The sequence below is a fragment of the Streptomyces sp. Sge12 genome (genome assembly GCF_002080455.1).
Lineage (GTDB): Bacteria > Actinomycetota > Actinomycetes > Streptomycetales > Streptomycetaceae > Streptomyces.
Genome location: NZ_CP020555.1, coordinates 2,817,903 through 2,841,556 on the forward strand (window position 1 = coordinate 2,817,903; position 23,654 = coordinate 2,841,556).

At 73.6% G+C, this 23,654-nt stretch carries 21 protein-coding genes; 6 read left to right on the forward strand and 15 right to left on the reverse strand.

The genetic code is table 11. From position 1 onward, the window contains the following. Positions 1 to 107 precede the first annotated feature (107 nt). The gene (locus B6R96_RS12130) at positions 108 to 587 is read left to right on the forward strand and encodes a hypothetical protein (protein ID WP_081522471.1); all 480 of its coding nucleotides are present in this window, start codon (positions 108 to 110) and stop codon (positions 585 to 587) included. A 27-nt stretch (positions 588 to 614) separates the two neighbouring features. Here the strand turns inward: B6R96_RS12130 and fxsT are convergent, their stop codons facing one another. The 7 genes from fxsT to B6R96_RS12165 form a co-directional block, all read right to left on the reverse strand. After that, a complete protein-coding gene (fxsT, locus tag B6R96_RS12135) occupies positions 615 to 3,617 on the reverse strand; it encodes an FxSxx-COOH system tetratricopeptide repeat protein (protein WP_081522472.1) in 3,003 nt (1,000 codons plus the stop codon). A 62-nt stretch (positions 3,618 to 3,679) separates the two neighbouring features. Next, positions 3,680 to 4,936, reverse strand: a complete 1,257-nt coding sequence (locus B6R96_RS12140; RefSeq protein ID WP_081522473.1) for an aKG-HExxH-type peptide beta-hydroxylase — start codon at positions 4,934 to 4,936, stop codon at positions 3,680 to 3,682. Then, positions 4,933 to 6,348 carry an FxsB family cyclophane-forming radical SAM/SPASM peptide maturase gene (locus B6R96_RS12145; protein WP_237291401.1) on the reverse strand — a complete coding sequence of 472 codons (1,416 nt, stop codon included), beginning with the start codon at positions 6,346 to 6,348 and terminating at the stop codon, positions 4,933 to 4,935. Before B6R96_RS12145 ends, B6R96_RS12140 begins: the two co-directional genes overlap by 4 nt. 151 nt (positions 6,349 to 6,499) lie before the next feature. Next, positions 6,500 to 6,694 (reverse strand): FxSxx-COOH cyclophane-containing RiPP peptide, encoded by a 195-nt coding sequence (gene fxsA, locus B6R96_RS12150; RefSeq protein WP_037859955.1) that lies wholly within the window; start codon positions 6,692 to 6,694, stop codon positions 6,500 to 6,502. Positions 6,695 to 6,826: 132 nt separating this feature from the next. Further along, positions 6,827 to 10,225 (reverse strand): SAV_2336 N-terminal domain-related protein, encoded by a 3,399-nt coding sequence (locus B6R96_RS12155; protein ID WP_081522474.1) that lies wholly within the window; start codon positions 10,223 to 10,225, stop codon positions 6,827 to 6,829. 6 nt (positions 10,226 to 10,231) lie between these two features. Next, on the reverse strand, positions 10,232 to 11,320 hold the full coding sequence (locus tag B6R96_RS12160) for an AAA family ATPase (RefSeq protein WP_081522475.1): 1,089 nt from the start codon (positions 11,318 to 11,320) through the stop codon (positions 10,232 to 10,234). Between the two features lie 41 nt (positions 11,321 to 11,361). Beyond that, the gene (locus B6R96_RS12165) at positions 11,362 to 13,602 is read right to left on the reverse strand and encodes a VMAP-C domain-containing protein (RefSeq protein ID WP_081522476.1); all 2,241 of its coding nucleotides are present in this window, start codon (positions 13,600 to 13,602) and stop codon (positions 11,362 to 11,364) included. Between the two features lie 105 nt (positions 13,603 to 13,707). On the opposite strand from B6R96_RS12165, the gene B6R96_RS12170 reads away from it, so the two are divergent. Continuing rightward, positions 13,708 to 13,896 carry a DUF6104 family protein gene (locus tag B6R96_RS12170; RefSeq protein ID WP_030386011.1) on the forward strand — a complete coding sequence of 63 codons (189 nt, stop codon included), beginning with the start codon at positions 13,708 to 13,710 and terminating at the stop codon, positions 13,894 to 13,896. Positions 13,897 to 14,114: 218 nt separating this feature from the next. Here B6R96_RS12170 and B6R96_RS12175 read toward each other — a convergent pair whose 3' ends face one another. From B6R96_RS12175 to B6R96_RS12185, 3 genes are all read right to left on the reverse strand, one after another. Continuing rightward, positions 14,115 to 15,218, reverse strand: coding sequence for a protein-L-isoaspartate O-methyltransferase family protein (locus B6R96_RS12175; RefSeq protein ID WP_159396319.1), 1,104 nt, complete (start codon positions 15,216 to 15,218; stop codon positions 14,115 to 14,117). A 213-nt stretch (positions 15,219 to 15,431) separates the two neighbouring features. Next, on the reverse strand, positions 15,432 to 15,710 hold the full coding sequence (locus B6R96_RS12180; protein WP_081522478.1) for a hypothetical protein: 279 nt from the start codon (positions 15,708 to 15,710) through the stop codon (positions 15,432 to 15,434). Continuing rightward, complete coding sequence (locus B6R96_RS12185; RefSeq protein ID WP_159396320.1) at positions 15,707 to 16,126, reverse strand: hypothetical protein; 420 nt, start codon at positions 16,124 to 16,126, stop codon at positions 15,707 to 15,709. Before B6R96_RS12185 ends, B6R96_RS12180 begins: the two co-directional genes overlap by 4 nt. A 246-nt stretch (positions 16,127 to 16,372) precedes the next feature. Between B6R96_RS12185 and B6R96_RS12190 the strand changes: the two genes are divergently transcribed. After that, the gene (locus tag B6R96_RS12190) at positions 16,373 to 17,416 is read left to right on the forward strand and encodes a helix-turn-helix domain-containing protein (RefSeq protein ID WP_237291402.1); all 1,044 of its coding nucleotides are present in this window, start codon (positions 16,373 to 16,375) and stop codon (positions 17,414 to 17,416) included. Between the two features lie 26 nt (positions 17,417 to 17,442). Continuing rightward, positions 17,443 to 18,021: an HD domain-containing protein gene (locus tag B6R96_RS12195; RefSeq protein WP_081522481.1), complete on the forward strand. Its 579-nt coding sequence runs from the start codon at positions 17,443 to 17,445 to the stop codon at positions 18,019 to 18,021. Positions 18,022 to 18,131: 110 nt separating this feature from the next. Here B6R96_RS12195 and sodN read toward each other — a convergent pair whose 3' ends face one another. Continuing rightward, on the reverse strand, positions 18,132 to 18,527 hold the full coding sequence (gene sodN, locus B6R96_RS12200; protein ID WP_030009413.1) for a superoxide dismutase, Ni: 396 nt from the start codon (positions 18,525 to 18,527) through the stop codon (positions 18,132 to 18,134). Positions 18,528 to 18,698: 171 nt separating this feature from the next. Here sodN and sodX point away from each other — a divergent pair, with 171 nt between their 5' ends. Next, a complete protein-coding gene (gene sodX, locus B6R96_RS12205) occupies positions 18,699 to 19,121 on the forward strand; it encodes a nickel-type superoxide dismutase maturation protease (protein WP_030386006.1) in 423 nt (140 codons plus the stop codon). Here sodX and B6R96_RS12210 read toward each other — a convergent pair. After that, positions 19,025 to 19,654 (reverse strand): CGNR zinc finger domain-containing protein, encoded by a 630-nt coding sequence (locus B6R96_RS12210; RefSeq protein WP_030386005.1) that lies wholly within the window; start codon positions 19,652 to 19,654, stop codon positions 19,025 to 19,027. The two genes, sodX and B6R96_RS12210, sit on opposite strands and share 97 nt — an antisense overlap. Positions 19,655 to 19,736: 82 nt before the next feature. On the opposite strand from B6R96_RS12210, the gene B6R96_RS12215 reads away from it, so the two are divergent. Beyond that, a complete protein-coding gene (locus B6R96_RS12215; RefSeq protein WP_081522482.1) occupies positions 19,737 to 20,510 on the forward strand; it encodes a class I SAM-dependent methyltransferase in 774 nt (257 codons plus the stop codon). 101 nt (positions 20,511 to 20,611) lie between these two features. Here B6R96_RS12215 and B6R96_RS12220 read toward each other — a convergent pair whose 3' ends face one another. From B6R96_RS12220 to B6R96_RS12230, 3 genes are read right to left on the reverse strand one after another with little or no spacing between them, the layout of a single operon-like run. Continuing rightward, complete coding sequence (locus tag B6R96_RS12220) at positions 20,612 to 21,376, reverse strand: amino acid ABC transporter ATP-binding protein (RefSeq protein ID WP_030386003.1); 765 nt, start codon at positions 21,374 to 21,376, stop codon at positions 20,612 to 20,614. Then, a complete protein-coding gene (locus B6R96_RS12225) occupies positions 21,376 to 22,317 on the reverse strand; it encodes an amino acid ABC transporter permease (protein ID WP_030386002.1) in 942 nt (313 codons plus the stop codon). The genes B6R96_RS12220 and B6R96_RS12225 overlap by 1 nt, the downstream gene beginning before the upstream one ends. Before the next feature lie 39 nt (positions 22,318 to 22,356). Next, positions 22,357 to 23,316, reverse strand: coding sequence for an ABC transporter substrate-binding protein (locus tag B6R96_RS12230; protein WP_030386001.1), 960 nt, complete (start codon positions 23,314 to 23,316; stop codon positions 22,357 to 22,359). Between the last annotated feature and the right edge of the window lie 338 nt (positions 23,317 to 23,654).

A 23,654-nucleotide genomic window follows, 5' to 3' on the forward strand; every position in this document is an offset into this window, starting at 1 on the left:
CACCTCTACTGGAGACGTGATCGCGCGGCGACGGCCGCGGGGCCACGGACCCGACAGAGATCCCGCGGCGCCCCTCGCCACCGGACCCCCGCCTTGGAGGAGCCCCCATGCCCTACGACGTCCACACCCCGACCCCCACCCGGCCCAAGTGGCGGATCGCCCGCTTCGTGATGCCCGTCGCCTCGGCCGCCTTCATCTGCGGAGCCGTCGCGCTGCCGGCGTCGGCGGCGGTCGCCCAGCCGCAGCAGGCGGCGGCCGGCGTCCGCTCCGACGTCTTCCCGAACCCCCACCAGGAGCCCGACGGCGGCGCCTACGGGCCGTACACCTGTCTGCCCGGCTACGTATGGCGTGACAGCTTCGACGGGGACTCCCTCTGCGTCACGCCGCAGATCCGCGACCGGGTCCACGCGCAGAACCCCCACCGCCAGCCCGGCGGCGGCGCCTACGGGCCGTCCACCTGCATGCCCGGCTACGTATGGCGGGAGATGTGGGACGGCGACGTCAAGTGCGTCACGCCGGAGGAACGCGCCAGGTTCAAGGACCAGGTGTTCGACAACGGTCCCAACCTCATCCCGGTGCCGGACTAGTGAGCCCCGGAGGCGTTACCGGACCCGCTACGGCTGCGGCTCGAAGTCCCAGTACGGCCTGGTCTGTTGCTTGGCCGAGATCGTGTGGACGTGTTGGGCGCCCAGGGTGCGGGTGAGGCCCTTGATGCCCGCGTCCTCGTGTTTCGCCGCCTCCTCGTGCTCCCGTACCGACCGGAGGTCCGCCGCCAGGGCGATCTGGGCGCTCAGGACCATCGGGTGGTCCGGGCCCAGCACCTGCTCGGCCGTGCGCAGGGTGTCCCGGCTCAGGTCCAGCGCGTCCTCCAGGCGCCCCGTGATGTTGCGGTGCCCGGTGGCGTTCAGGGCGCAGCCCAGGGTCCAGGGGTGCCGGTCGCCGAGCGCGCCCCGCATGCCCACCAGTGCCTGTTCCGCCAGCGACAGGGCCTCCGCGCGTTCGCCCTGCGCCCGCAGGACGAGGCCGAGGTTGCCGACCGTGCCGATGCTGTACGGGTGGGCGAGGCCGAGCTGCGACTGGTAGCCGCGGACCACGTCCTCGGAGATGCGGCGGGCCTCGCCGATGTCCCCGTACTCCCTGAGGTAGGTGGCGTAGTCGGAGGCGACCATCAGGGTCCACGGGTAGTCGACGCCGAAGACCCGGGTGGCCCGTTCCCACACGGTCCGCAGCCGCAGGCCCGCGCCGGGGATGTCGCCGGAGCGGCGCAGGCACATCCCGAGGTTGTGCTCGGCGCGCAGGGTCTGGGGGTGTTCCAGGCCCAGCACCTGGGTGTTGATCTTCACGCCCTGTTCCTGCCGGGTCTGGGCCTCGTGGTAGCGGCCCATCAGCCGCAGCCCCATGGCGCAGGCGATGCCGGAGGACAGGGTGGAGATGTGATGGGTCCTCAGGACGCGTTCGCGGCGGCGCAGGGTGTCCAGGTCGAGGTCGTAGGCGTCCTGGTAGCGGCCGAGGAGGCGGTAGGTGGCGGCCAGGTTGTTCTGGGCGGCGAGGGTGGTGGAGTCGTCCTCGCCGAGGAGCTCGCGGTAGGTGGCCAGGCAGTGTTCGAAGATCTCCCGGGCCGGTTCGAAGCGGGCGATGCACAGCAGGACGCCGCCGTACGAGCTGGTCGCGCGCAGGGTTTCCAGGTCGCGGTCGCCGCGTTCCTCGGTGAGCTGGGCGGCGCGGGCGCGGGTGAGGGTCTCGGCGCGCCGGAACAGTCCGAGGTTGCGCAGGGCTCCGCCGTACTGGTAGCTGAGCTCGCGGACCTTGGGGTGGTCCTCGCCGAGCAGGGCCCGCCAGATCAGGTCGGTCTCCTCGGACAGGCGCAGGCAGGTGCGGTACTCCCCGGCGAGGATCAGGTAGCGCAGGCAGTGCAGCAGGAAGTTCTGGATGCGCGGGTTGCTGCTGGTGAGCACCCCTGAGGTGGCCAGGTGCGGGATGAGTTCGGCGTAGCGGGGCCACAGCCGGGAGTCGGAGGGCCGGCCGGGGTCGGCGGCGGCGAGGACCTGGCGCACGGCGCGGGCCAGGGGCTCGGCCTCCTCCTGGGAGAGGTTCTCGCGGACGATGCCGTGGACCATGCGGTGCAGTTGTACGGTCTCCAGCCCGCCGCCGCCCTCCTCCACGGCGAGGTCCGAGTACTCCAGCCGCACCACGGAGAACTGGACGAGCTTGTTGAGGGCCGCGTTCCACCGGATCTGGTCGTTGATGAGTCCGGCGAGCTGTTCGGGCACGTCGTCGGCGGGGAATTCGCGCAGCAGCCGCAGCGGCACCGGTCCGGGGGCGAAGAAGACGAACAGCCGGAGCAGGGCGAGGGCGTCGGGGAAGTTCTCCCGCACGTTGTTGAGCAGTATGGCGAGGGCGGTGGGGAAGGGCAGGGGGTAGTCCTCGGAGACCGCGACGGCCTCGCGGGAGTCCATCCGGTGCTGGAGCAGGACGAGGTAGTCGCCCACCGGCAGCGGGGAGTCGGCGAGCCAGCCGGCGGTCTGGTCGAGGGCGAGCGGGTAGTCCTCCAGGGCCTCGGCGAGCTGATCGGCCTCGGCGGCGGTCAGGCGCAGGGCCCGGCGGCGGATGAAGGTGATCGACTCGGGGCGGGCGTAGAGCGGGACCTCGACGAGGCTGGTGTGCCGGGCAGCCCATTCGCGGTTGCGCGAGGTGATGATGACGTCGCCTGCGCCGGAGGGCAGCAGGTCGATCAGGTCGTCGGGGTTGTCGCAGCCGTCGAAGACGAGCAGCCAGCGGCCGTACGGGTTCCCGCGCCGCAGCGCTTCGAGGACGGCCCGGATCTGCTCGCCGTAGCTGCCGGCGCCGCGCGGCAACCCGAGTGCCGGGGCGAGGTCGGCGAGGCGTTCGCGCAGGGTGGGCCGGTCCTCGGCGGGGACCCACCACACCACGTCGTACTCGGAGGCGAAGCGGTAGGCGTACTCGGTGGCGACCTGGGTCTTGCCGACGCCGGACAGCCCGAGCAGGGTGACGGTGGAGGCGCCGGGCGGGGCCCCGGTCAGCGCCTCGCGCAGGGTCCCGATGACGTCGTTGCGGCCGGTGAAACGCGGGTTGCGGCGCGGGACGCGGCCCCAGATCTCCGGCGGGTCGTTGGGGAAGCGCGGTCCGCGGCGGCCGGTCTCGGTGCCGATCCGGTCGGTGGGGAGCTCCAGGCGGCGCAGCACGCGGTACTCGGCCTCGTAGGCGTCCAGGCCCCACAGGTCGGTCTTCTCCAGTACGGCGACGGCGCTGGGCAGCGGGGCGTCGGTGAGGCAGACCGCGGCGAACCGGTCGGGGTGGCGGTCGGTGACCGCGCGCAGGGCGGTGTTCCACTCCTCCTCGGTGTGGGTGCCGGCGGAGAAGTAGCGCTCGCTGAGGACGAGGAGGACGCGGCTGCCGGAGCGAGCCAGGTCGTCGAGGGCCTGGCCGATACCGGGGCTGCTCTGCGGGTCCCAGCGCTGGAGGGTGACGCGGTGGCCGTGCTCCTCCAGGCGGTGGGCGATCCACACCGCCCAGGGGCGGTTGAACCCCGCGAAGCTGATGACGAATCGCTGCGGGTGCGCGGCTCCGTCGCGGTCCTGCCGACTACCGGTGGTCATGCGGCCGTCTCCCTGAATGCGGGCGGTGGACGGGCTTGAAAGGTACCGCAGCGGACGGTCCGTCAGCCCTGTGCGAACGGGGCGAGTTCGGGGTGCGCCTCGCACCACGCGCGGCGTTCGCGGTCGACGGCCCGGCGGGCCGAGGCGTGCTGGTCGCCGGGCGGCGGGAGGTCGTCCATGGCGCGCTCGGCGGCGCCCATCGCGTCGGCGAACTCCCGCCCCGCGGCTGTCAGTCGCTCGTGCGCCCGCAGGGTGGGCAGGACGGCCGCCACCTGGGCGCGGATCCGGGCGTGCTGGGCCCAGGCGCCGCGGGCCCCGTAGAGGGCGGCGCGCTGCCAGTACCCGGCGAGGGCCAGGTGGGCGTAGGCGCCGTGCAGCAGCCCCTCCAGGGGGCGCGGGTCGCTGCGCCAGGGGGCCCAGTGGCGGGGTGTGTGGTCGGCGGTGTGCAGGGTCACCACGTCGGCCAGGGCGGTGAGTTTGCCGTGCTGGACCTCGTGGACGAGGGTCGCGGCGAGCGCGGGCGGGGCCTGTGCGCGGGCCAGTACGGAGCCTGCGGCCGCGGGCAGGGTGGCACCGCTGGAGCGGGAACCGCCGGCGAGCGGTACGACGGAGCGCAGCAGTTGGACGGTCTCCTCCGCGCGGAGGGTGTCGTAGCGCTGGAGCAGGGTGAGCGCGCCGGACCACTGGGTGTCCCACCGCTTGTGGCCCTTGGGGGTGAGCCGGCGGGCGGGGCGGACCGGGGCGGGCTGCGCGGGGCCGGGGGCCCGGTACGGGTCGAGGTCGTCGAGGGCGGTCCGGCCCCCGGGCAGGGCGTGCAGGGGCACGGTGGCGGGGTCGTCGGGGTCCCAGGAGCGCTGGGTGAGGGCGAGCGGGCCGGGGCGGTCCGGGCGCAGCAGGCCGAGGGTGGGCAGGACGAGCCGGCCGTGCAGGGGCCGCAGGGTGTGGGTGAAGGCGATTCCGGCGCGCAGGGCGGCGGCTGCCGCGAGCGCGCCGAGGTGTCCGAGGTCGGGCGGGGGGCCGCACGGGGCGTGCAGCCGGCGCAGGGTCTCCTCGGCCCACACTCCGGTGGCGGGGTAGTGCAGTACGTCGCGGACGGCGCCCGCGTCGTGCCGTTCGGCCTCCTCCAGCAGGGCCCAGTGGTCGGCGGTCTCCCCGGACGGGCCGCCGGGTGCGGCGTCGAGGACGGCGCGCAGCAGGAGCAGGCGCTTGGAGCGGCGTACGTCGCGGACCAGGCGGCTGCCGTCCGTGGACGGCTCGGTGGAGGCGAGGGCGCGCAGGGTCGGCGAGGAGACGGTGAACGCGGTGAGGGCGGTGGTCATGAGGCGACCGCCGGGGGGTGGCTGGGGGTGTGGGCGGGGCCGTGCGTGGGGGCGGGGTTGTGGGTGGGGGCGCCGGTGACGTGTCGGGCGGCGTGCTGGACGGCGGCGGCGATGTGCCGGATCAGCGACTGGAGGTCGGCGCAGTACACGGACGGCTGGCGGAAGCCCTCGCCGGCGCGGTAGCGGTGCGGGTAGTGCCCGCCGCCGCACACCTCGACCAGCTCGCAGGCCCGGCACCCGGCGGCGAGCGCGTCCCGCCCGAGCTGGCGGGCGGCGAATCCGGGGTGGTCGAGGAACTCGTCGAAACTGTGGGTGTCCACGGTCATTCCGGTCGCGGCGGCGCCCTCGTACGCGGATTTCAGGGAGTCGGCCTGTTCGATCGAACCGTCGGTCTCGATCACGGCGGTGGCGGCGGGCGTCAGCCCGAGGGTCTCGGTGGCGGTGGGCAGGCCGAGCAACAGGGCGATGATCTCCTCGAAGAGCCGGATCCGGGTGCGCCGTACGCCGTCGTGCCACCAGCGCTCGAAGACGGCGAGGAGCCAGTCGGCGTACGGGGTCCGGCCCGGGTGGTGGCCGGGGGGCGGGTCGCTCCAGTTCCCGAGCGGCAGGAGCAGCCCGATGCTGGGCGGGGCGAAGGCGAGCAGGGACTCGTAGGTCTCCACCGGGTCCTGGTCGAGATCGACGACGCAGAGCACCCCGGCGTAGCTCTGCGGGTGCCGGGCGAGCAGCCGCAGGCCGCGGGCGGCGGCGCCGAAGCCGGGGCGTCCGGTGTGGTCCACGCGCCGGGTGTTGTGCGCGGGCAGGCCGCCGTCGAGGCTGACGCCGACGCCGATCCCGGCGGCGGCGAGGGCGGCGAGGCGGCCGCGGGTGAGCAGGGTGCCGTTGGTCTGGACGGTGGCGGTGAGCCGGGCGCGCGGGGCGGCCGCGGCGAGGGCGGTGCGTACGGCGTCGACGGGCTCGGCCAGCCGGGCGGGCGAGGTCAGCAGCGGTTCGCCGCCGTGCAGGACGAGGTCGACGCGGGGCAGGTCGTGGGCGGCGGCGTGCTCGGCGATCCGCTGCGCGGCGCGGGCGACGGTGGCGGGGGTCATGGCGGGCGGCTGGCCGCGCCAGCCCTGGTCGGCCATCTCGTAGACGTAGCAGTAGGTGCAGGCGAGGTTGCACCGGCTGCGGGTCTTCAGGACGAACTGCCGGACGGGATGGGCCCGGTGACCGGCGGCCCGCGCGGCGACCACGTCGAGCCGGGTATACGGCCAGGGCGCGTACCGCGCATGCTGCGTCTGCCCGGCGGGGCCGCGGTCCGCGGGCGCGGGGGCCTCGGGCTGCACCGGGGGCTGTGGGGCCGGGTCGTTGGGGGCGGGGGTGGGGCTGCCGGGTGGGGGCAGCGGGGAGTCGTTCGTGACCGCTCGCCCCATCGCCGTGTCTCCCTCCCCCGGCCACCGCCGCCCGGGGACACCCCGGCGGACGGTGCATCCCTGCCCTGGGGGCGGTCCCGGCTAACGGCGGAAAGTGGTCAACTCGGTTTCAAGGTGGGGCGGATCAGGCGCGCTCCGGGTCGCGGCGCGGTCAGGCCACGCTGGAGTCGAAGGCGTTGAGGATCTCCGCGGGACGGTTCACCCGCTCCACCATGCCCTCGATCACCCGGGCCAGTACGGGATGGTCGATCCCGCGCAGCGCCGCCAGGTCCAGCCCGGAGAGATCCGGCAACCGGCCCGGACATCCCGGGGTCGCTGCCTCCACTTCCTGCTGCTTCGTCACCATGTGCCGCCGGGCCCCCTGTCGCGTCGCACACCGGATGGTCCACTGGGTCCACTTCCTTTTCCCGCCGACCGGTCCGCGGAAACGGCGGCCCCCGGCCCGGGCCGCGCCCGCGGCGCGGGCGTCGCCGGCGCATCAGAGCCCGGCCTCCAGGGTCCGGATCCGCGCCCGGACCGCCTCCGAGCGCCCGGCGGCGCCCTCGCGGGTACGTGTCCACAGCTCCAGCGCCGAGCGGTACGCGTCCAGGGCCGCGCGGGGCCGCGCGAGGCGCTCCAGTACGTCCCCGCGCAACTGCTGCACGCGGGCCGCCAGTTGGACCGCGGTGTCCTCGCGCTCCTCCACGTCGGCCTCCAGGGCGGCCCGCCAGGCCCGCCGGTAGGAGTCCGCCGCCCGGTCGAGGCGGTCCAGTGCCCGGGTGTGGCCGTGGATCTCCTGCTGCACGTCGCCGTGGTCCCGCCAGGCGCGGGCCTGTTCCAGTGGGCTGCGGCTGTGCCGGACGGCCAGCTCCAGCAGGTACTCCGCCTCCCGCAGGTCCACCGGGTCGCCCTCGTACGCGTGCCGCAGCCGGAGTCCGGTGGCCAGCCTCAGCAGCCGGTGCGCCGCCCCCGGGTCGGACTGCGGGACCGCGGCCCGGCTCTCGCGCAGCACGCGTACGGCCGCCCCGGTGAACCGGCGCCCGTCGGCGGCCCGGGCCCGGTCCAGGAGTACGTCGCCCCACTCGGGCAGCAGTTCCGCGAAGGCCTCCGCGTCGCGGGGGATCAGCCGCCGGGCCCGCCCGTACGCCTCGGCGGCGTCCTCCAGTGCCGCCGGGTCGGCGTCCCGCGCGTACCGCTCCCGGTGTACTCGGGCCAGGCACACCAGGGCCGCCACCCGCAGCTCCGGGTCCCCGCCCGGCTCGGCGAGCGCCGCGTCCAGCTGCCCGGCGGCCTCCTCCAGGCGGCCGGGGAGGTGGCGCAGCGCGTCGGCCATCTCCACCCGTACCCGCGCGGTCCCCGGGCCGGGGCGGGCGGGGGCGGCCGCCGGGGCCGGGAGGGCCGCCCCGAGGCGGGCGGCGGCCTGTGCGGCGAGGGCCGTGCGCTCGGCCGGGTCGGCGGTGCGGGGCAGCAGGGCCAGCAGGACGCGGCCCAGGGCCAGTTGCAGTTCGGGGTACGGGGCGGGGCGCGGGCCGCCGTCCCCGCCGCGGCCCGGACCCTCGGGGTCCGCCCCGGCCGGCGCCCCGGCTCCCGCGCCGGCCGCTGAGCCGGGGTCGGGGGCCCCGCCCGCCAGGGGTTCGAGGGCCGCGCGGGCCTCGCGGAGCGCGCCCGGCTCGTCCCGCAGCCCGCTCAGCCGGATCAGGGTCTCCGCCCGCCGCACCGCGCAGTCCCGCCGCAGCTCGGGGTCGCCCGCGGCGCCCGCCACCGCGAACTCCATGTCCGCCGCGGCCAGCAGCTCCGCGTCCGGCCCGGAGGCCAGCGCCCGCTCGTACAGCACCCGGCCGAGCATCGCCCCCGCCTGCGGTGTCCGCAGCCCGGTCACGGCCCGCTGTGCCTCGGCGAGGAGCTCCGGGTCCCGCTGGGCCGCCCACAGCCGCAGCAGCGCGCCCGCCAGCTCGGTCTCCGCCTCCTCCGGGGGGTCGCCGGGCCCGGCCGGCGCCGTCACCGCGCGCCGCAGCACCGCCACGGCCTCGTACAGGGCCCGGGCGCCGCCGTCCCCGTCGGCGTCGGCGTCCGCGAGCCGGTCGCGGGCGGCGCGCACCGCCCCGGCCCGGGCGGGCACCCGGGCCGGGGCGGGTGCCCGTACCGGCGGGGCCTCCTGCGGCATCCCGGGCAGGTAGCGCCGTACGACTTTGGCCGAAACCTGTGCAAAGGCCTGCGGGAGCCGTCCCTCCGGCGGGCGCTCGGTGTCCTCGGGGCCGGGGCCCGGGTCGGCGACCGCCGGCGGCACCCCGGTCAGCTGGGAGACGGCGAGCGCGGGGAAGTTCCGTACGCCCCGGCCGAAGTGCGCCAGGACGTACTCGGAGCAGTGCTTGAGCACCAGCGCGGCCTCGTCCCGCCCCAGCGGACCCAGCAGCACGTCCTGGACCCCGGGAACGAACTCGTACCAGTGCCCGTGCCCCGGCCCGCTGCGCCGCAGCAGCCCGCTCAGCAGCACCTCCGCCAGGTCGGAGGGCTCGGAGTCCGGCAGCATCGTGCGCTGCACCAGCCGCATCACGGGCAGGGTCAGCGGCGCCGCCGACAGGTACACGGCGAGCTGTACGGCCCGGGGCGCGGCCGAGGACCGGAAGCGCGCCACCAGTTCGCGCGGCGGCCGCACGGCACGCGGCGGCGGCAGCGGCGCGGCCGGGTGGTCGGCCCGTACGCGGCCCACCTCGGCCGGTACCGGTCCGGCGGTGAGCCCGGCCAGCAGCCGGGCCCACGCTCCGAGGGCGGTCGGGCTCGGCGGCAGCACCGGCACGGTCAGCCCGCCGGTGGGCCGCCCGGGCAACGGCGGCCGGTCCGGCCGGAAGGCGAGCTGTTGCGCGCCGCCCTCCAGGCGGGTGAGGGTGCCCCGCTCGGTGGGCAGCCAGCTGCGTCCCCACAGCCGTTGCGGCAGCGGCTGGACGACCACGCACGGGGTGCACTCGGCCCAGCGGTACAGCAGCCGCTGCGCGGTGCCCTCGCGCCACAGCGGCCCGGCGCAGTCGGAGACCACCATGGTCAGGGCCCGGCCGGTCGGGTCCCGCAACTGGTCCCCGGAGCGCAGTCCGGAGGCGCGTACGCAGCCGGGTGCGGGGCTGCGGCCGAGGGCCGCCGTGCCGTCGGTGAGGCGGTGCAGGTAGTGCACCTGGACGTCCCGGAAGGCCCCCAACCGCTCGCACACCGACCGCAGTTCCTCGAACATGTCCTGCCAGACGGCCATCGAAGGGGACGCGTCCATCACCAGCCGTACGGTCGCCTCGCGCCGGCTCTCCGGCCGCAGCACCGGGATGATCAGTCCGAGGGTACGGGCGCTGGCCTCGGCGGTGGCGCTCTCGTCGATCACCAGCCGGGTGGGCGGGCCGGGCGGGCGGTGCCGCTGGAGGGCGCGCAGGGCCCGCTGGACGTCCAGGATGCGGGGCAGTGCGGCGGCTCCGGGGACCCGCACGGGCACTCCGTACTCCTCGGGCACCTCCCCCGGCCGTTCCCCGTCGGCGCCGTCCGCGCGGGCCTCCCCGGGCGCGTAGAGCCCGACCGGGGCGTCGGCCTCGGCCTCCGCCCGTACGGGCTCGGCGGGCTCGGCGACCGGTTCGCCGGCCGCGGTGTCCGGACCGCCGCCACCGCCCGGCTCCCGGTCGCCCGGGGCGGCCCGGACGGGCCCGCGGATGTGGCCGGCCAGCCACAGCGCGTCGGCGATCTCCTCGGCGGACGGGTCGAGTCCGACGGCGCGCAGCAGGGCGGCCAGTTCACGGACGCCGGGCGCCCCGGCGGGAACGGGTGCGGCTGCGGCCTCGGCTTCGGTTGCGGCTGCGGCTGCGGCTGCGGCTGCGGCCTCGGGTACGCGTGCAGGTCCGGGTGCGGATGCGGATGCGGATGCCACGGCCGATCACCTCGGGCGGTCGAGGCGCTGGATGAGCAGGTCGGCGAGGTCCTCCCGGGTGGGCGGGGCGGCGTAGTGGGTCAGGTACACGGCGTTGAGCAGCTGGTCGGCGGCGACCAGCTCGGTCTGGGAGCGGCTGAGGAACTCGCGGATCAGGTCGGCGCCGAGGCGGGCGGCCTCCTCGCCGAGGTGGGCGCGGACCATGGTGGCGAGCCGCTTCTCGCCGGGCTGGCCGAGCCCGAGCTGGATGCAGCGGCGCAACAGGGCGGCCGGGAAGTCCCGTTCCCCGTTGCTGGTCAGGATGATGAACGGGAACGCCCGGCAGCGGATGCGGCCGCCGCGGACGGTCACCTTCGTCCCGTCGTCGGTGAGCACCTGCACCTCGGGCTCGGTGTCGGCGACGCGTTCCAGTTCGGGGAGGGCGAACTCCCCTTCCTCCAGCACGTTCAGCAGGTCGTTGGGCAGGTCGATGTCGCTCTTGTCGAGCTCGTCGATGAGCAGGACGCGGGGCCGGGCGGTCGGCAGCAGGGCGGTGCCGAGCGGCCCGAGCCGGATGTACTTCCCGATGCCGGGGACGGCCGCGGGTCCGGGCGCGGTGCCGGAGGAGGGGTCGGGGCCGGTGCCGGAGCCGGAGGAGCCGGGGGCGGGGGCGCCCGCGGCCGGCCCGCCGCCGCTCGCGGCGATCTGCACGTCCTGGAGCCGGGCCAGGGCGTCGTACCGGTACAGCCCGTCCTGGAGCACGGTCCGCGACACCACCGGCCAGCGCAGCACCCGCCCCAGCTTCAGCTCGTGGGCGACGGCGTGCGCGAGCGTGGACTTGCCGGTTCCGGGGAAGCCGGTCACGAGCAGCGGCCGCCGCAGGTACAGCGCCGCGTTGATGGCCTCCAGCTCCTCGGGCTCCGGCCGGTGCAGCTCGGCGGCCTGCCGGTGCGCGCCGAGCCGCCGGGCCACGTTGCCGTCGGCGACCCGGGCCGGACCGTCCGGCTCCGCCACGGGGCCGCCGTCGAAGTCCCGCCAGGGCGGCGGGTCGGGCAGGGCGTCGATCCCGTCGTGGGGCTCGCCCACCCCGCGGTAAATGAGCCACTCGTCGTTCATGGTGCCTGCTCCCTCCCTCGCGTCGGCCGGGCCGGCCCCCGTCACAGATCGCCCTGCAGCGGATCTTCCTCGGGCAGCGGCCGCGCCGGGTCCTCCCAGACCAGGCCCGCCCCGGCCGCCCAGTAGGCGTCGGGGTCCGCCCCGTACGCGCGCCCGCGCAGGGTCTGGAAGCGCAGCGGCAGCACCTCCGCCCGCCCCGCGTCGGCCAGTTCCTCGCGCAGCCCGCGGTGGAAGGGCGCGCACGAGGCCCCGGGCTCGGGCGGGGGCCGCCGGGTCACCACCACGCCGTAGCCGGCGTCCCGTACCGCGTGCAGCGAGCCCAGCGTGGGCTCCTGGTCCGCCGCCCGGCAGTGCACGGGCACGGTGTTGTCGGGGAGCCCGGTCAGCCATTCGGTGGCGGGGCTGCGCGGGCGGCCGCCTGCGCAGTCGGCCCGTTCGTCCTGGAGCGGGCCCGCCTGTACCCGGGCCCAGCGGGCGGCGGCGTCGGTGCCCTCACGGTCGGCGGGGTGCTCGCGCGCGCCGCCCGGGTCAGGCCCGGCGGCCCCGGCGGTCCGGGCGGCTCGGGCGGCTCCGGCGGCTCGGGCAGTCCCTGCCGCACCAGCAGCCCCGGCAGTCGCAGCGGTCCCGGCGGTCCCGGCAGCCCCAGCCACCCCGGCCGGGTGGCGCAGTACCACCGGCCGTTGCACGCCCAGCGGTACGCCGCCCACCACCACCCACGCGTCCACCGCCAGCCCGAACAGCTCGGGGGCCACGGCCACTTCGAGCAGGGCCGCCGCCTCGTGGGTGTCGCACCGCCGGAAACTCTCGGCGAGCGGGACCCGTAACGCCTCCGGCAGACCGGCCAGGGTGGCCCGTACGCCCGAGTCCACCGGCGTCACCCGTCCCGCGTGCTCGGGACCGGCGAGCACGGAGACCCGCCAGTCGTAGAGGTCCTCCCAGCCGTGCGCCCACACCTCCAGCAGCACCGACGCCCCGGACGGCAGCCCGCCGGCCCGCCGGGCCGTTCCGTGCACCGCCCGGCCGGCCGAAGCCCGCCGGCGCCGCTCGCGCTCGGCCAGGCCCCGCTCGTGGCGCTCGCCGAGCTCCCGGCGCAGCGGCCGCCACAGCCGCTCGGCCGTGGCCCGGACCCAGTCCCACAGCTCCTGGTCGGCGCCCGGTGTGGCGGGCTCGCGGTAGTCGGCCACGCTCACGTCGGTCGCGTACCGGAGCATCGCCGCGGCCTCCCCGGTCCCGCCGGGCGGGTCGTGGAGCAGCCCCAGCCCGTCGCGCCAGCTGAGCGGGGCGGGCGGCAGCGGGTCCGGCTCCTCGCCGCGCGCCGCCTCGACGAGGGCGCGTACGACCTCGGAGGAACCGGGCGGGGGCAGCTCGGCGAGCAGCCCGCACAGCGTGGTGCGCTCGCCGGGGGTGAGCCGGCCCCGGCCCGCGAACGGGTCGCCCTCCTCCGGCGGGAGCTCGCCGTGCACGTCCGTCCAGGTCCGGCGGTTGTCGAGATCGCTGAGGTGCTGGTCGTAGTGGTACAGGTCGTGGGCCTGCATGATCCGGCGGTAGAGCCCGACCTGGCCGCGCGCAGCCATCGGGAGGGTGCGCAGCTGTACGACGGAGACGGCGAGCCCGCCGCCGCCGGTCTGCCGCCGGGCCTTGAGCACGCCGACGACCTCCCCGCGGGCCAGGTCCACGACGGGTCCGCCGGACATGCCGGGCTCGATCTCGTCGTCGTCGCCGAGCCGGATGGCCGCGCCGTTCCCGGCGGTGCCGCGCAGCCGGGTGGTGCGGCCGGTGATCTCGGGGGTGCCGAGGTCCTCGGTGCAGCCGAAGTAGGCGACCTCGTCGAAGCGCGGGCGGGAGCGGTCGGTCAGCCAGACGCAGGCGTGCGAGACGGGCGCCAGCACCCTGACCAGCGCGAGGTCGGGCAGGTCCCACAGCGCGTGCCGACCGGGGCGCCGCTCCTCCAGGCGCTCGGGCAGTACGCACTCCACGCGCCCGGTGACCGTTCCGGTGAGGCTCCCGGCGGAGAAGGTGATGCCGACCTCGCGCCCCGTCAGACGCACCGCAGCACCCCCTTCGCCGACCACGTGCGCACACGTCAGGACCCACCCGGGAGCGATGAAGAAGCCGCTCCCCCACGTGGGTCCGGTCCGATGACTGCGGGGGTTCTCATACCCGCCCGGCGGGGCGTGAACGCGTACGGTCGCGGCCTGAACGAGGGGCTCCAGGAGCTCGAAGGCGCGCGCGGACCCGGTCGTGCGCCCGTCCGTCATGCGCGCCCCCTGTTTGTCGGGCATCCAGGCTAGACCCGGGGGCGGCACGGGCGGGAGGTCTCGCCGTAAGGCGGATTATCCTGGCGGGAAACACCCCCTGCACACCCCCATCACGGCACGGAGCCCGACTTGTACTTCACCGATCGCGGCATCGAGGAGCTGGAGAAGCGGCGCGGCGAGGAGGAGGTCACCTTCGAGTGGCTCGCCGAGCAGCTGCGCACCTTCGTCGACCTGAACCCGGACTTCGAGGTCCCGGTGGAACGCCTGGCCACCTGGCTGGCCCGCCTGGACGACGAGGACGACGACGAGGACGCCTGAGCCCCCTCGCACGGTGGTGATGGCCGGGGCGGCGGCCGGGCCGGATTCCCGCTCCGGACACCGTCTCGGCGCTCCCCACCTGGCGAGAAAGTGCGTGCGCACCACTCGGAGTCGGGGGCGCCTCAGCCGGAGACAAGCCACCGACCCCTGCGCCGCCAGCCGGAAGAGGCGGGGTGTGGCCCCGGCCAGGACAGGCCCGGCCCGGCCGGGGCTACGGATCAGGAACCGACGAGCTGACGTGGGTCATCCAGCCACACGTACTGGCCAGACCCGTCAACCGTGACACCGAAGCGCGTGATGTGCGGCCGGCCTCGTACCTCGTACCAGGTGTACGCCGCAGTCACCTCCGCCCACAGATCGCGCGGTCCCCAGGAGCGGACCGCGTCCTCCTCCCACCAGTCGCCATAGCGGACGATTGTCGCCGAAGTGCCGGCCTCGTCCACGAACTGGACCTGGCGGTCGTCACCCTCCCCGCGGTGCGAGTAGGAGACGTCCGGCACCTGGAGGCCGATGGCGAAGTCCTGGAGGTAGCCAGCCGCCAGAACCTGCGCGGGATCGATCGGCGACTTCCTGCTGGCTGACTCCTCAGGGACCTGGAGGTCGATGGTCGGCCGCTCGGAGCGGATCCACATGTACGAGGACTCGCCGATGAAGGCTCCCTGCGCCTTCGTTCCCGAGGTGTCGACGCGGAGCCGCAGGAGCCCCGCATTGCTGTAGGCCGTTCCGAACGGGGTGAGGATCACCCCGCTCCGCCTGGACTGCTCGATCCAGGCGTACGGAACGCGCCGCAGCGCCGCCGTGTTGACGACCCGGCTGAACGGCTCCCCGCCTGGGGTGCCTTCCAGGCCGTCCCCGACGATCAGCTCCGGGTCGTAGCCGGCTGCCTTGAGGTTCGCGGCGCCCGCCCGCGCGAGCTCCTCGTCCACCTCGATGGCGACCACCCGCTCCGAGCCGACGCGCTCACACAGCAAGGCCGTGTGGTAGCCGGATCCGTAGCCGATCTCCAGGACGCGGGACCGTGGCACAAGGTCCAGGTGCTGAAGCTTCCGCATGACGATGTCCAGGGCGGACACGGAGGACGTGAAGTCGCCCGTGCCTGGCCCTGGAGCCGTGTCGCCGTCGTTCAGCTGCGTGATGACCGACTGGTGGGGGTTCCAGACGGCGTGGCGCCAGGCGTCCGGGTCCTCGTCGCGGTCCACGAAGCGCCAGCGGCCTTCGGCGTCCCGGACCGGGAGCCAGACGGCGCGCGGGACGAACGCTTCGCGGTCGACCGTGTCGAAGGCCTCGGCCAGCCACGGCTCGCGCAGTAACCCTGCGGTCACCAGGGCCTCGCGGCAGATGTCCCGGTTCACTTCTTGCCCGGCGGCGGGGGCGGGGTGGAAGGCTGGGGAGACGGTCGGCTCCCGTCTGAGCTGCCTCCGCTCGGCGGCGGCGTCCACGGCTTGTCGGCCGGCTCTCCAGCGTGCTTGCCCTTGCCCATCAGGATCTCCAATCAGTTTGTTGTGCAGAATGCCCGCTCCCCGGCGGGGCGGGAGTCAAAGGGCGTCGGCGATCTCGCCGAGCACGAGGCGCGCGGCGATGAGGCGCGGCACGAGGTCGAGCACGCGGGCGGCGAGGGCCTCCTCCACGTCCGCGTCGAAATGGTTGCTGCGCAGCCAGCACAGGTGTGGGTCGTGGTGGACCGCCCACGCGAAGCAGCAGAGCCGGCAGTCGGCCATGGGCCCGCCGTACATGGTCACGATCGGGACCGACAGCCCGCAGCCGGAGCACCGCACGCGCGCCCGCGCGCATTCGCCGTCGGGGTGGTCGGTCACGTCGCCACCTCAGGCTCGGCGAGCCGTGCCGCGCCGACGCGGACGAGCAGCCGGACGGCGGCGACGCGGCAGAAGTACGACCCGGGGCCGGGGGGCGCGGCCCAGTAGAGGGGCCGGCCGGGCGCGGACCGGTCCCGGCCCATGTCGGGCACCCCGAGGTGGGTCCCGTACCCGAGGCACTCGACCGCGTCCCGGGCTCGCCACCGCTCCGCCGTTCCCGGTTCGACGAGCGCGTAGTGGTTCCGGCCGCGCGAGTCGTGGATGACGGGCCCCTCCAGGGCCAGGGTGAGCGCGAGGGCCACGACCCGGTCCTCGCTGCTCTCGACGGCCTCGTGGACGAGGCCGTCGGGGATCCGCACGGCTTCGAAGCGCTCCGAGCGGCAGTACGGCGACACCGTGCTCCCGCCAAGCGGCATGCGCCGCCGCAGGATCGGCCAGGCTCCGCGCGTACCAGTCGGCCGTCTTCTTCCAGGACACGGCAGCTCCCTACGGTCGTCAGCGGGTGAGGAGACCAGCGTAGAAATCGGAACTCGCCGCACGAAGTGACCCCCGGTACGGGTACTTTGGTGCCATTTCGCAGGCTGGAGGGTGTCGTGGCCACACCGGCGGATCCCACCCTGACCCCCGGTCGGGGAACCCGGCAACGCGGTCGCCGCGGCGTGGTGTCCGGCCACGTTTTCCGGTTGATCCGGGAGCATCTGGGTCACACTCAGGAGTCCCTGTCCGAAGCCTTCGAAGTCTCCGTGGACACGGTGGCGGGCTGGGAGTCGGGGCGGCGCCCGCTGACCTCGTTGGCAGTGGGGCAGATGCTGACGCATCGCCACCGGCTCATGCGCATGGGTGCGAGCACCGCGCTGCTCCTCGCCCTGGAGAAGGCGCTGGAGGCGGATCTCCTCCTGACGGACCTGCTCACCGACGACGGGCCGACGGGTGACAGCCCCCTGGGTACGTGGGTCCTGCAACGCGATCTCGTCGAGGTGCTGGTGTGGCCGCTGAACGGAGTGGCCCCCGAGCCGATGCGCGCCCACGCGAGCCCCGGCAGGCCACGCCGCGGACCCGCCCCCGACGGACCCGCGTTGTCGCCGGACGACCGACGGCGGTTCTTCCGGCGCATCCGCCGGATTGCGGAGGAAGCCCGCGCGGGCCAGTTCCTGCTCCGCCGTCAGGCCCTCTACCTGGCCGGATACGACGACGCCCCGGACACCCCCGCCTGGCTCGCGCAGCAGCAGCGGGCGGAGCGTCCGCAGGACTGGCTCACCCACTGGCTCGCCGCCCGCTCCGTGGCCGCCGTCGCCGCACGCCACGGCGACCGCGATCGCATGCGGCACTTCATCTCCACCACGCTGGACGACGAGGCGGGCGAGGCGGCCAATCTGAATTACTGGGCCTACTGGCTCGGCGAGAGTCCGCACCTCCAGCTGTCCGACGAGTTCATCGCCGCGCCGGGCACCGGGGCCTGGCACGGCCACAGGATGCTCCAGCACCTCCTGAAGGGCCTCGTGCCCGAACACGGCTTCCTCGATCTGAACATCCACACCGTGTGGGCCTTGCTCGCCGCGCGCCCCACCCTCCTGCGCGCGCCGTCCACGGCCGGACGGACCCTCCGGGCCCGGCTGCCTGTGCTGTTGGATGGCACTGGGCTCTCACCGCGCGCACGGCGGGAGCTGGAAGGCATTCGGTACGCGATCCGCCTCGCCGAGGCATGAGGCATGAGGCATGAAGGAGAGACACAGTGGCTGACGACCTGTCCGCGGTGGCCGGTTTCCTCTACGAGGCGGGGACGCTCAAGCACACGCGCCGCACGGGCTGGTGGATGGCCGGCGTCAACGACCCGGAGAGCGTCGCCGAGCACTCCTGGCGTACGTCTCTCATCGCTTCGATCATCGCGAAACTGGAAGGGGCCGACCCCGCGCGGGCGGCCTTCCTCGCCGTCTGGCACGACACCCAGGAGACCCGCACCGGGGATGTGAACCACCTCGGGAAGAAGTACGCGACCCACGCCGACCCGGTTGCGGTGACGGCGGACCAGACCACCGGCATGCCGGATCGGCTCGCATCGGCGATTCAGGAACTCGTCGCCGAGTACGAGGCCAAAGACTCGCCGGAGTCGGTCTGTGCGCGCGACGCCGACAAGCTGGAGTGCATGCTCCAGGGCATCGAGTACAGGGCTCAGGGGCACGCCGGCGCGCAGCGGTGGATCGACAACAGCAGGGCGCGCCTCACGACGGAGACCGGGCAGCGGCTGGCTGATGAGCTGCTGAGCCAGGACCCGCTCGACTGGCTGCGCACCGTCCTCGGCGAGAAGGCCTGATACCGGACCTCTCTCGGGGGAGAACGACACCGGCCCGGCCGCTCGGAGCGGTCGGGCCGGTGTCGTGCGCTCTGACCAGCAGCGCGGGGAGTTCCCCGGGGCGCCCTGGATCAGGCGGCCTTGGTCTCCCAGAAGATGCGGTCGATCTCGGCGATGAGCTCAAGAGCCTTCGCGCCGGTCGCCGGGTCGTTCGACGCCTTGGCGGCCGAGAGGGCCTTCAGGGTGTCGTTGACCAGGGTGTGCAGCTGCGGGTACTTCTCGAAGTGCGGGGGCTTGAAGTAGTCGCTCCACAGCACCGAGACGTGGTGCTTGGCGAGCTCGGCGCGCTGCTCCTTGATGGTGATGGCGCGCGCACGGAAGTCGGCGTCTTCGTTGGCCTGGTACTTCTCCTGCACGGCCTTGACGGACTCGGCCTCGATGCGGGCCTGGGCAGGGTCGTACACGCCGCACGGAAGATCGCAGTGGGCGGAGACCTTCGCCTTGGGGGCGAAGAGGCGGGAAAGCATGGAGTGTGTCCTCCTCGTGATCGTCTTCTCAAGGGGGAGATTACTCGCTGAACAACCGGATTTCGCGGCCGCCCCCATGGGCTTAGGACAAAAGTCCAGGGTCGCGGCCGGACCGGTGAGCGAATGTACGGGCCCGTGCGGCAGCATGCGGGGGTGACGAGGAGGACACGCATGGTGGAGATCGGGCGCCCGCGGAAGCGGTTCGAGGTGGTGGAGGTGACGGGGGCGTCGATGGTGCCCACGCTGCTGAACGGGGACCGGCTCGTGGTCCGGTACGGGGCTGCCGTCCGGCCGGGTGACGTGGTCGTGCTGCGCCACCCCTTCCAGCAGGACCTGCTGGTGGTCAAGCGGGCGGTGGAGCGGCGGCCGGGCGGCAGCTGGTGGGTGCTGGGCGACAACCCGTTCAACGAGACCGGCGACAGCACCGTCTACGGGCCGGTGCCCGGGGAGCTGGTGCTGGCGACGGCGGTGCTGCGCTTCCGGCCGCGCGAGGAGGATCAGCGTTCGCTGAGGGCCCGGCTGTCCTGGGCGGTCTCGGCGCTGCGCCCGCTGCGGGCGGACGCCTCGGCCTCCAGCCGCTTGCGGGCGCGGTAGGCGGCCACGTTCGCCCGGGTGGCGCAGCGGTCGGAGCAGTAGCGCCGGGAGCGGTTGGTGGAGGTGTCGAGGTAGGCGTTGCGGCAGGGCGCGGCCTGGCACAGGCCGAGCCGGTCGGGGCCGTGCTCGGTGAGGGCGAAGGCCAGGCCCATGGCCGCCATGGCGGCGTAGCCCGCGGAGGCGTTCGAGGGGTGTTCGGCGAGGTGGATGTGCCAGTCGGGGCGGCCGTCCTCGGCCAGGGTCTCGTGGCCGGACACCTGCGGGCTGACGGGGAACTCCATGAGCAGCGAGTTCAGCAGGTCGACCGCGAGGACCTCGTCGCCGCCGTCGGCGGCCTCGAAGACGGAGCGCAGGCGGCCGCGGACGTTGCGGAAGCGGGTGACGTCACCGTCGGTGACGCGGCGCGCCATCTGCTGACTGGCGCCGAACAGGGCGCGGACGGCGTCCACCGAGGTGAGCGAGTCCTTGTTGCGGGCCGGCTCCTCGGTGTTGACCAGGCGCACGGCGAAGTCCGAGTAATGGGCCAGTTCCACTTGTAGTCCTTACGGCTGCGGATTAGTGTCTCCGGTAACGGCTGAGACGTCTTCGAGGGTATTACGTATGGAGGGGTTCGGGATGGCTGATACGGCGGACAGCACGGCGAGCACGACCGACTGGCAGGCCTGGCAGGACAGCTGGGACCGGCAGCAGGAGTGGTACATGCCCGACCGCGAGGAACGGTTCCGCGTGATGCTGGACATGGTCGAGGCACTGGTGGGACCGGCCCCCCGCGTTCTGGATCTCGCATGCGGTACGGGAAGTATTACGGACCGCGTCCTCAAGCGGTTCCCGGAAGCCACCAGTACGGGCGTCGATCTCGACCCCGCCCTGTTGACCATCGCCGAGGGCCACTTCGCCGGGGACGAGCGGGTCGCCTTCGTGACCGCCGACCTCAAGGACCCGAACTGGCGCGCCGCCCTCCCCCACGACACCTACGACGCCGTCCTGACGGCCACCGCCCTGCACTGGCTGCCGAGCGGGGACCTGGCCGTCCTGTACGGGCAGCTCGCGCCGCTGCTGGCGCCGGGCGGGGTGTTCATGAACGCCGACCACATGCCCGACCCGGCCACCCCGCGCATCGACGCCGCCGAGCACGCCCACCGGCACGCCGGCATGGACCGGGCCAGGGCGGCGGGGGCGGTGGACTGGCGCGAGTGGTGGGACCTGGCGGGCGCGGACCCGGCGCTGACCGAACAGGTCAAGCAGCGCTTCGAGATCTACGGGGAGCACGCGGACGGCGACACCCCCTCCGAGGCCTGGCACGCCCGGACCCTGCGTGCCGCGGGCTTCGCGGAGGCCCGTACGGTCTGGCGCTCCCCCTCGGACGCGCTGGTCCTAGGACTGAAGTAGGGACCTGGAGCAGGGTCGAGAACGGGGACCGCACGGCGGCACACGACGGAGGGGCGGTACGGGAATCCCGTACCGCCCCTCGCCGTCCGCGGGTGCGTGGACTACAGCACCTTGGACAGGAATGCCTTCGTCCGGTCGTGCTGGGGGTTGCCCAGGACCTCGCGGGGGTGACCCGACTCGACGACCACGCCGCCGTCCATGAAGACGAGGTTGTCGCCGACCTCGCGGGCGAAGCCCATCTCGTGGGTGACCACGATCATGGTCATGCCCGACTCGGCCAGGTCCCGCATGACGTCCAGGACGTCACCCACGAGCTCCGGGTCGAGCGCCGAGGTCGGCTCGTCGAAGAGCATCAGCTTCGGCTCCATGGCCAGCGCACGGGCGATCGCCACGCGCTGCTGCTGCCCGCCGGAGAGCTGGGTGGGGTAGTTCCCGCCCTTGTCGCCCAGCCCGACCCGGTCCAGGAGCTTGGCGGCGCGCTCGCGCGCCACCGCCTTCGACTCGCCCTTGACCATGACCGGCGCTTCCATGACGTTCTCGATGGCCGTCATGTGCGGGAACAGGTTGAACCGCTGGAAGACCATGCCGATGTCCCGACGCTGCGCCGCGACCTCGCTGTCCTTCAGCTCGTAGAGCTTGTCGCCCTTCTGGCGGTAGCCCACCAGCTGCCCGTCGACGTACAGCCGTCCGGCGTTGACCTGCTCCAGGTGGTTGATGCACCGCAGGAACGTCGACTTGCCGGAACCGGACGGACCGACCAGGCAGAACACCTCACGCGGGGCGACCTCCAGGTCGATGCCCTTGAGGATGTGCGCCGCACCGTAGGACTTGTGGACGCCCTCGGCCTTCACCATGGCAGTCGTCATCAGGCCACCGCCTTGCGGTTCGAGAAGCTGGACAGTTTCGCCTTGATCTTCTGCAGCGGCGTGGGCGGCAGCGAGCGCAGCGCACCCCGGGCGTAACGACGCTCCAGGTAGTACTGGCCGACGCTGAACACGCTGGTCAGGGCGAGGTACCAGATCGAGGCGACGAAGAACATCTCCATCACCGCGAACGACGTGGACGCGATGTCCTGAGCCGCACGCAGCAGGTCGAAGTACTGCACCGCCACCACGAGCGAGGAGGTCTTGAGCATGTTGATGAACTCGTTGCCCGACGGCGGCACGATCACCCGCATGGCCTGCGGCAGGACGACCCGGCGCATGGTCTGCGTACGGGTCATGCCCAGCGCGTGCGAGGCCTCCGTCTGGCCCTCGTCGACCGACTGGATGCCGGCGCGGACGATCTCCGCCATGTACGCGCCCTCGTTGAGGCCCAGACCGAGCAGGGCCGCGAGGAAGGGCGTCATGACCTGGGTCATCTCGTCCTTGTAGAACCCGAGGTTCAGGATCGGGAAGATCAGGGCGAGGTTGAACCAGATCAGCAGCTGCACGTACACCGGGGTGCCGCGGAAGAGCCAGATGTAGAACCAGGCGATGGTGCTGGTGACCGGGTTCTTCGAGAGCCGCATGACCGCGAAGAGGACACCGAGCACCAGGCCCAGCGCCATCGAGGCGATGCTGATCCAGATCGTGTTGACGACACCGCGCAGGATCGTCGGGTCGAACAGCTTCTCCGGCACGGTCGCCCAGCGCACGTTGCCCTGCGAGAAGGCGACGACGAGCGCCACGACCAGGCCGATGACGACCACGGCGCTGATCCAGCGACCGTAGTGGCGGACCGGGATGGCACGGATCGCCTCGGGGGGGACGGCCCCGGCCGGCGGGGTGTCCGCCGGGTCCGGGACCTTGTCGAGCTTGTCAGTCACAGTGACTGCCCTTCAGTGTGCTGCGGTGGTACGCGGAGGTCAGGAACCGGCGTTGATCTTGGCCTCGGTCACGGCGCCGGAGCCCGCGTTCCACTTGTCCAGGGCGGCCTTGTACGTGCCGTCCTTGATGACCGCGTCGAGGGCTTCCTTGAGCGCGTCGCGCAGCTCGGTGTTCTTCTTGTCCACCGCGATGCCGAAGAGGCCGGCGTCGGTCGGGTTGGCGATGGCCTCGAAGTCGTTGCCGCCGCCGGCGGTCTGCGCGATGTACGCGGCGACCGGGGAGTCGTTCAGGTCGGCGGCGGCGCCACCGGCCTTCACGCGGGTCTGGGCCTCGGCATCGGTCGGGAAGGACTCGATCTTGAGCTCGCCCTTGCCGTCCGTCTTGCACTTCTCGGCCTGGGTCTTCGCGGACTCCTCGTACGTGGTGCCGCGCTGGACGGCGACCGTCTTGCCGCACAGGTCGTCGAGGGTCTTGATGCCCTGGGGGTTGCCCTTCTTGACCAGGATGCCGGTCGAGGCGGAGAAGTAGTCGACGAAGTCGACACCGGCACCGGTCTTGGCGCCCTTGTCGTCCAGGCCCTCCTGACGGGCCTTGGTGTCGGTGAGCGAGGACATGACCAGGTCGCTGCGACCCGTCTGCATGCTGCCGATCAGGGTGTCGAAAGTGCCGGACTCGAACTTGAACTGCACGCCGAGCTGCTTGCTCAGGGCCGCCGCGACGTCGGGGTCGACGCCGACGATCTTGCCGCCCTCGGTGAACTCCATCGGCGCATAGGTGGCGTCCGTGCCGACCTTGATGACACCGGCGTCCTGGATCTTCTTCGGGAGCTTGGAGAAGAGCGGGGCGCTGTTGTTCGCCGCGCCCGACGGGGTGCCGGAGGCCTTGTCGGTCTGGTCACCACAGCCGGTGAGGATCAGGGCGCCCGTAACCGCGATCGCGCCGACCGCGGCGATCCGGGACCGTGCGGCGGTCGTACGACGGGTGGTGCTAGCGGTCATGGCTTGGTTCCTCCGGCGCTGGTGGAAAAGCATCGAAAAACGGTCGGACACGCACCATCGAGTGTCGCGACCTTGTGTGATTACGGCATCTTGCCATTCGGACTGAGACATTCAGGGTGCCCGTCAGGTCAAAATCGCATAACGGGCGGTGGGGGTAGCCCAACAGGACTGCGGGGAAGGGGGTTCCAGGCCGCAGATACTGCTGTGACCTGGTGTTTTGGCCGCAGTTTCTACGGAGCGTCTCGCCCATCGGACAGCAAGGTTTGGACTTTTCGCCAAAAGCCGGGCAAGGGACCTACAGTTGAGCGGGAATCGACTCGTCTGGGCGAGCGTTCTTC

Coding starts and splice junctions, on each gene's coding strand:
- B6R96_RS12130 (WP_081522471.1), top strand. CDS start 108: ATGCCCTACGACGTCCACACCCCGACCCCCACCCGGCCCAAGTGGCGG.
- B6R96_RS12145 (WP_237291401.1), bottom strand. CDS start 6,348: ATGGGGCGAGCGGTCACGAACGACTCCCCGCTGCCCCCACCCGGCAGC.
- B6R96_RS12165 (WP_081522476.1), bottom strand. CDS start 13,602: ATGCCCGACAAACAGGGGGCGCGCATGACGGACGGGCGCACGACCGGG.
- B6R96_RS12220 (WP_030386003.1), bottom strand. CDS start 21,376: ATGACGACTGCCATGGTGAAGGCCGAGGGCGTCCACAAGTCCTACGGT.
- B6R96_RS12185 (WP_159396320.1), bottom strand. CDS start 16,126: ATGCCGCTTGGCGGGAGCACGGTGTCGCCGTACTGCCGCTCGGAGCGC.
- B6R96_RS12215 (WP_081522482.1), top strand. CDS start 19,737: ATGGCTGATACGGCGGACAGCACGGCGAGCACGACCGACTGGCAGGCC.
- B6R96_RS12160 (WP_081522475.1), bottom strand. CDS start 11,320: ATGAACGACGAGTGGCTCATTTACCGCGGGGTGGGCGAGCCCCACGAC.
- sodN (WP_030009413.1), bottom strand. CDS start 18,527: ATGCTTTCCCGCCTCTTCGCCCCCAAGGCGAAGGTCTCCGCCCACTGC.
- fxsA (WP_037859955.1), bottom strand. CDS start 6,694: ATGGTGACGAAGCAGCAGGAAGTGGAGGCAGCGACCCCGGGATGTCCG.
- fxsT (WP_081522472.1), bottom strand. CDS start 3,617: ATGACCACCGGTAGTCGGCAGGACCGCGACGGAGCCGCGCACCCGCAG.
- sodX (WP_030386006.1), top strand. CDS start 18,699: ATGGTGGAGATCGGGCGCCCGCGGAAGCGGTTCGAGGTGGTGGAGGTG.
- B6R96_RS12230 (WP_030386001.1), bottom strand. CDS start 23,316: ATGACCGCTAGCACCACCCGTCGTACGACCGCCGCACGGTCCCGGATC.
- B6R96_RS12140 (WP_081522473.1), bottom strand. CDS start 4,936: ATGACCACCGCCCTCACCGCGTTCACCGTCTCCTCGCCGACCCTGCGC.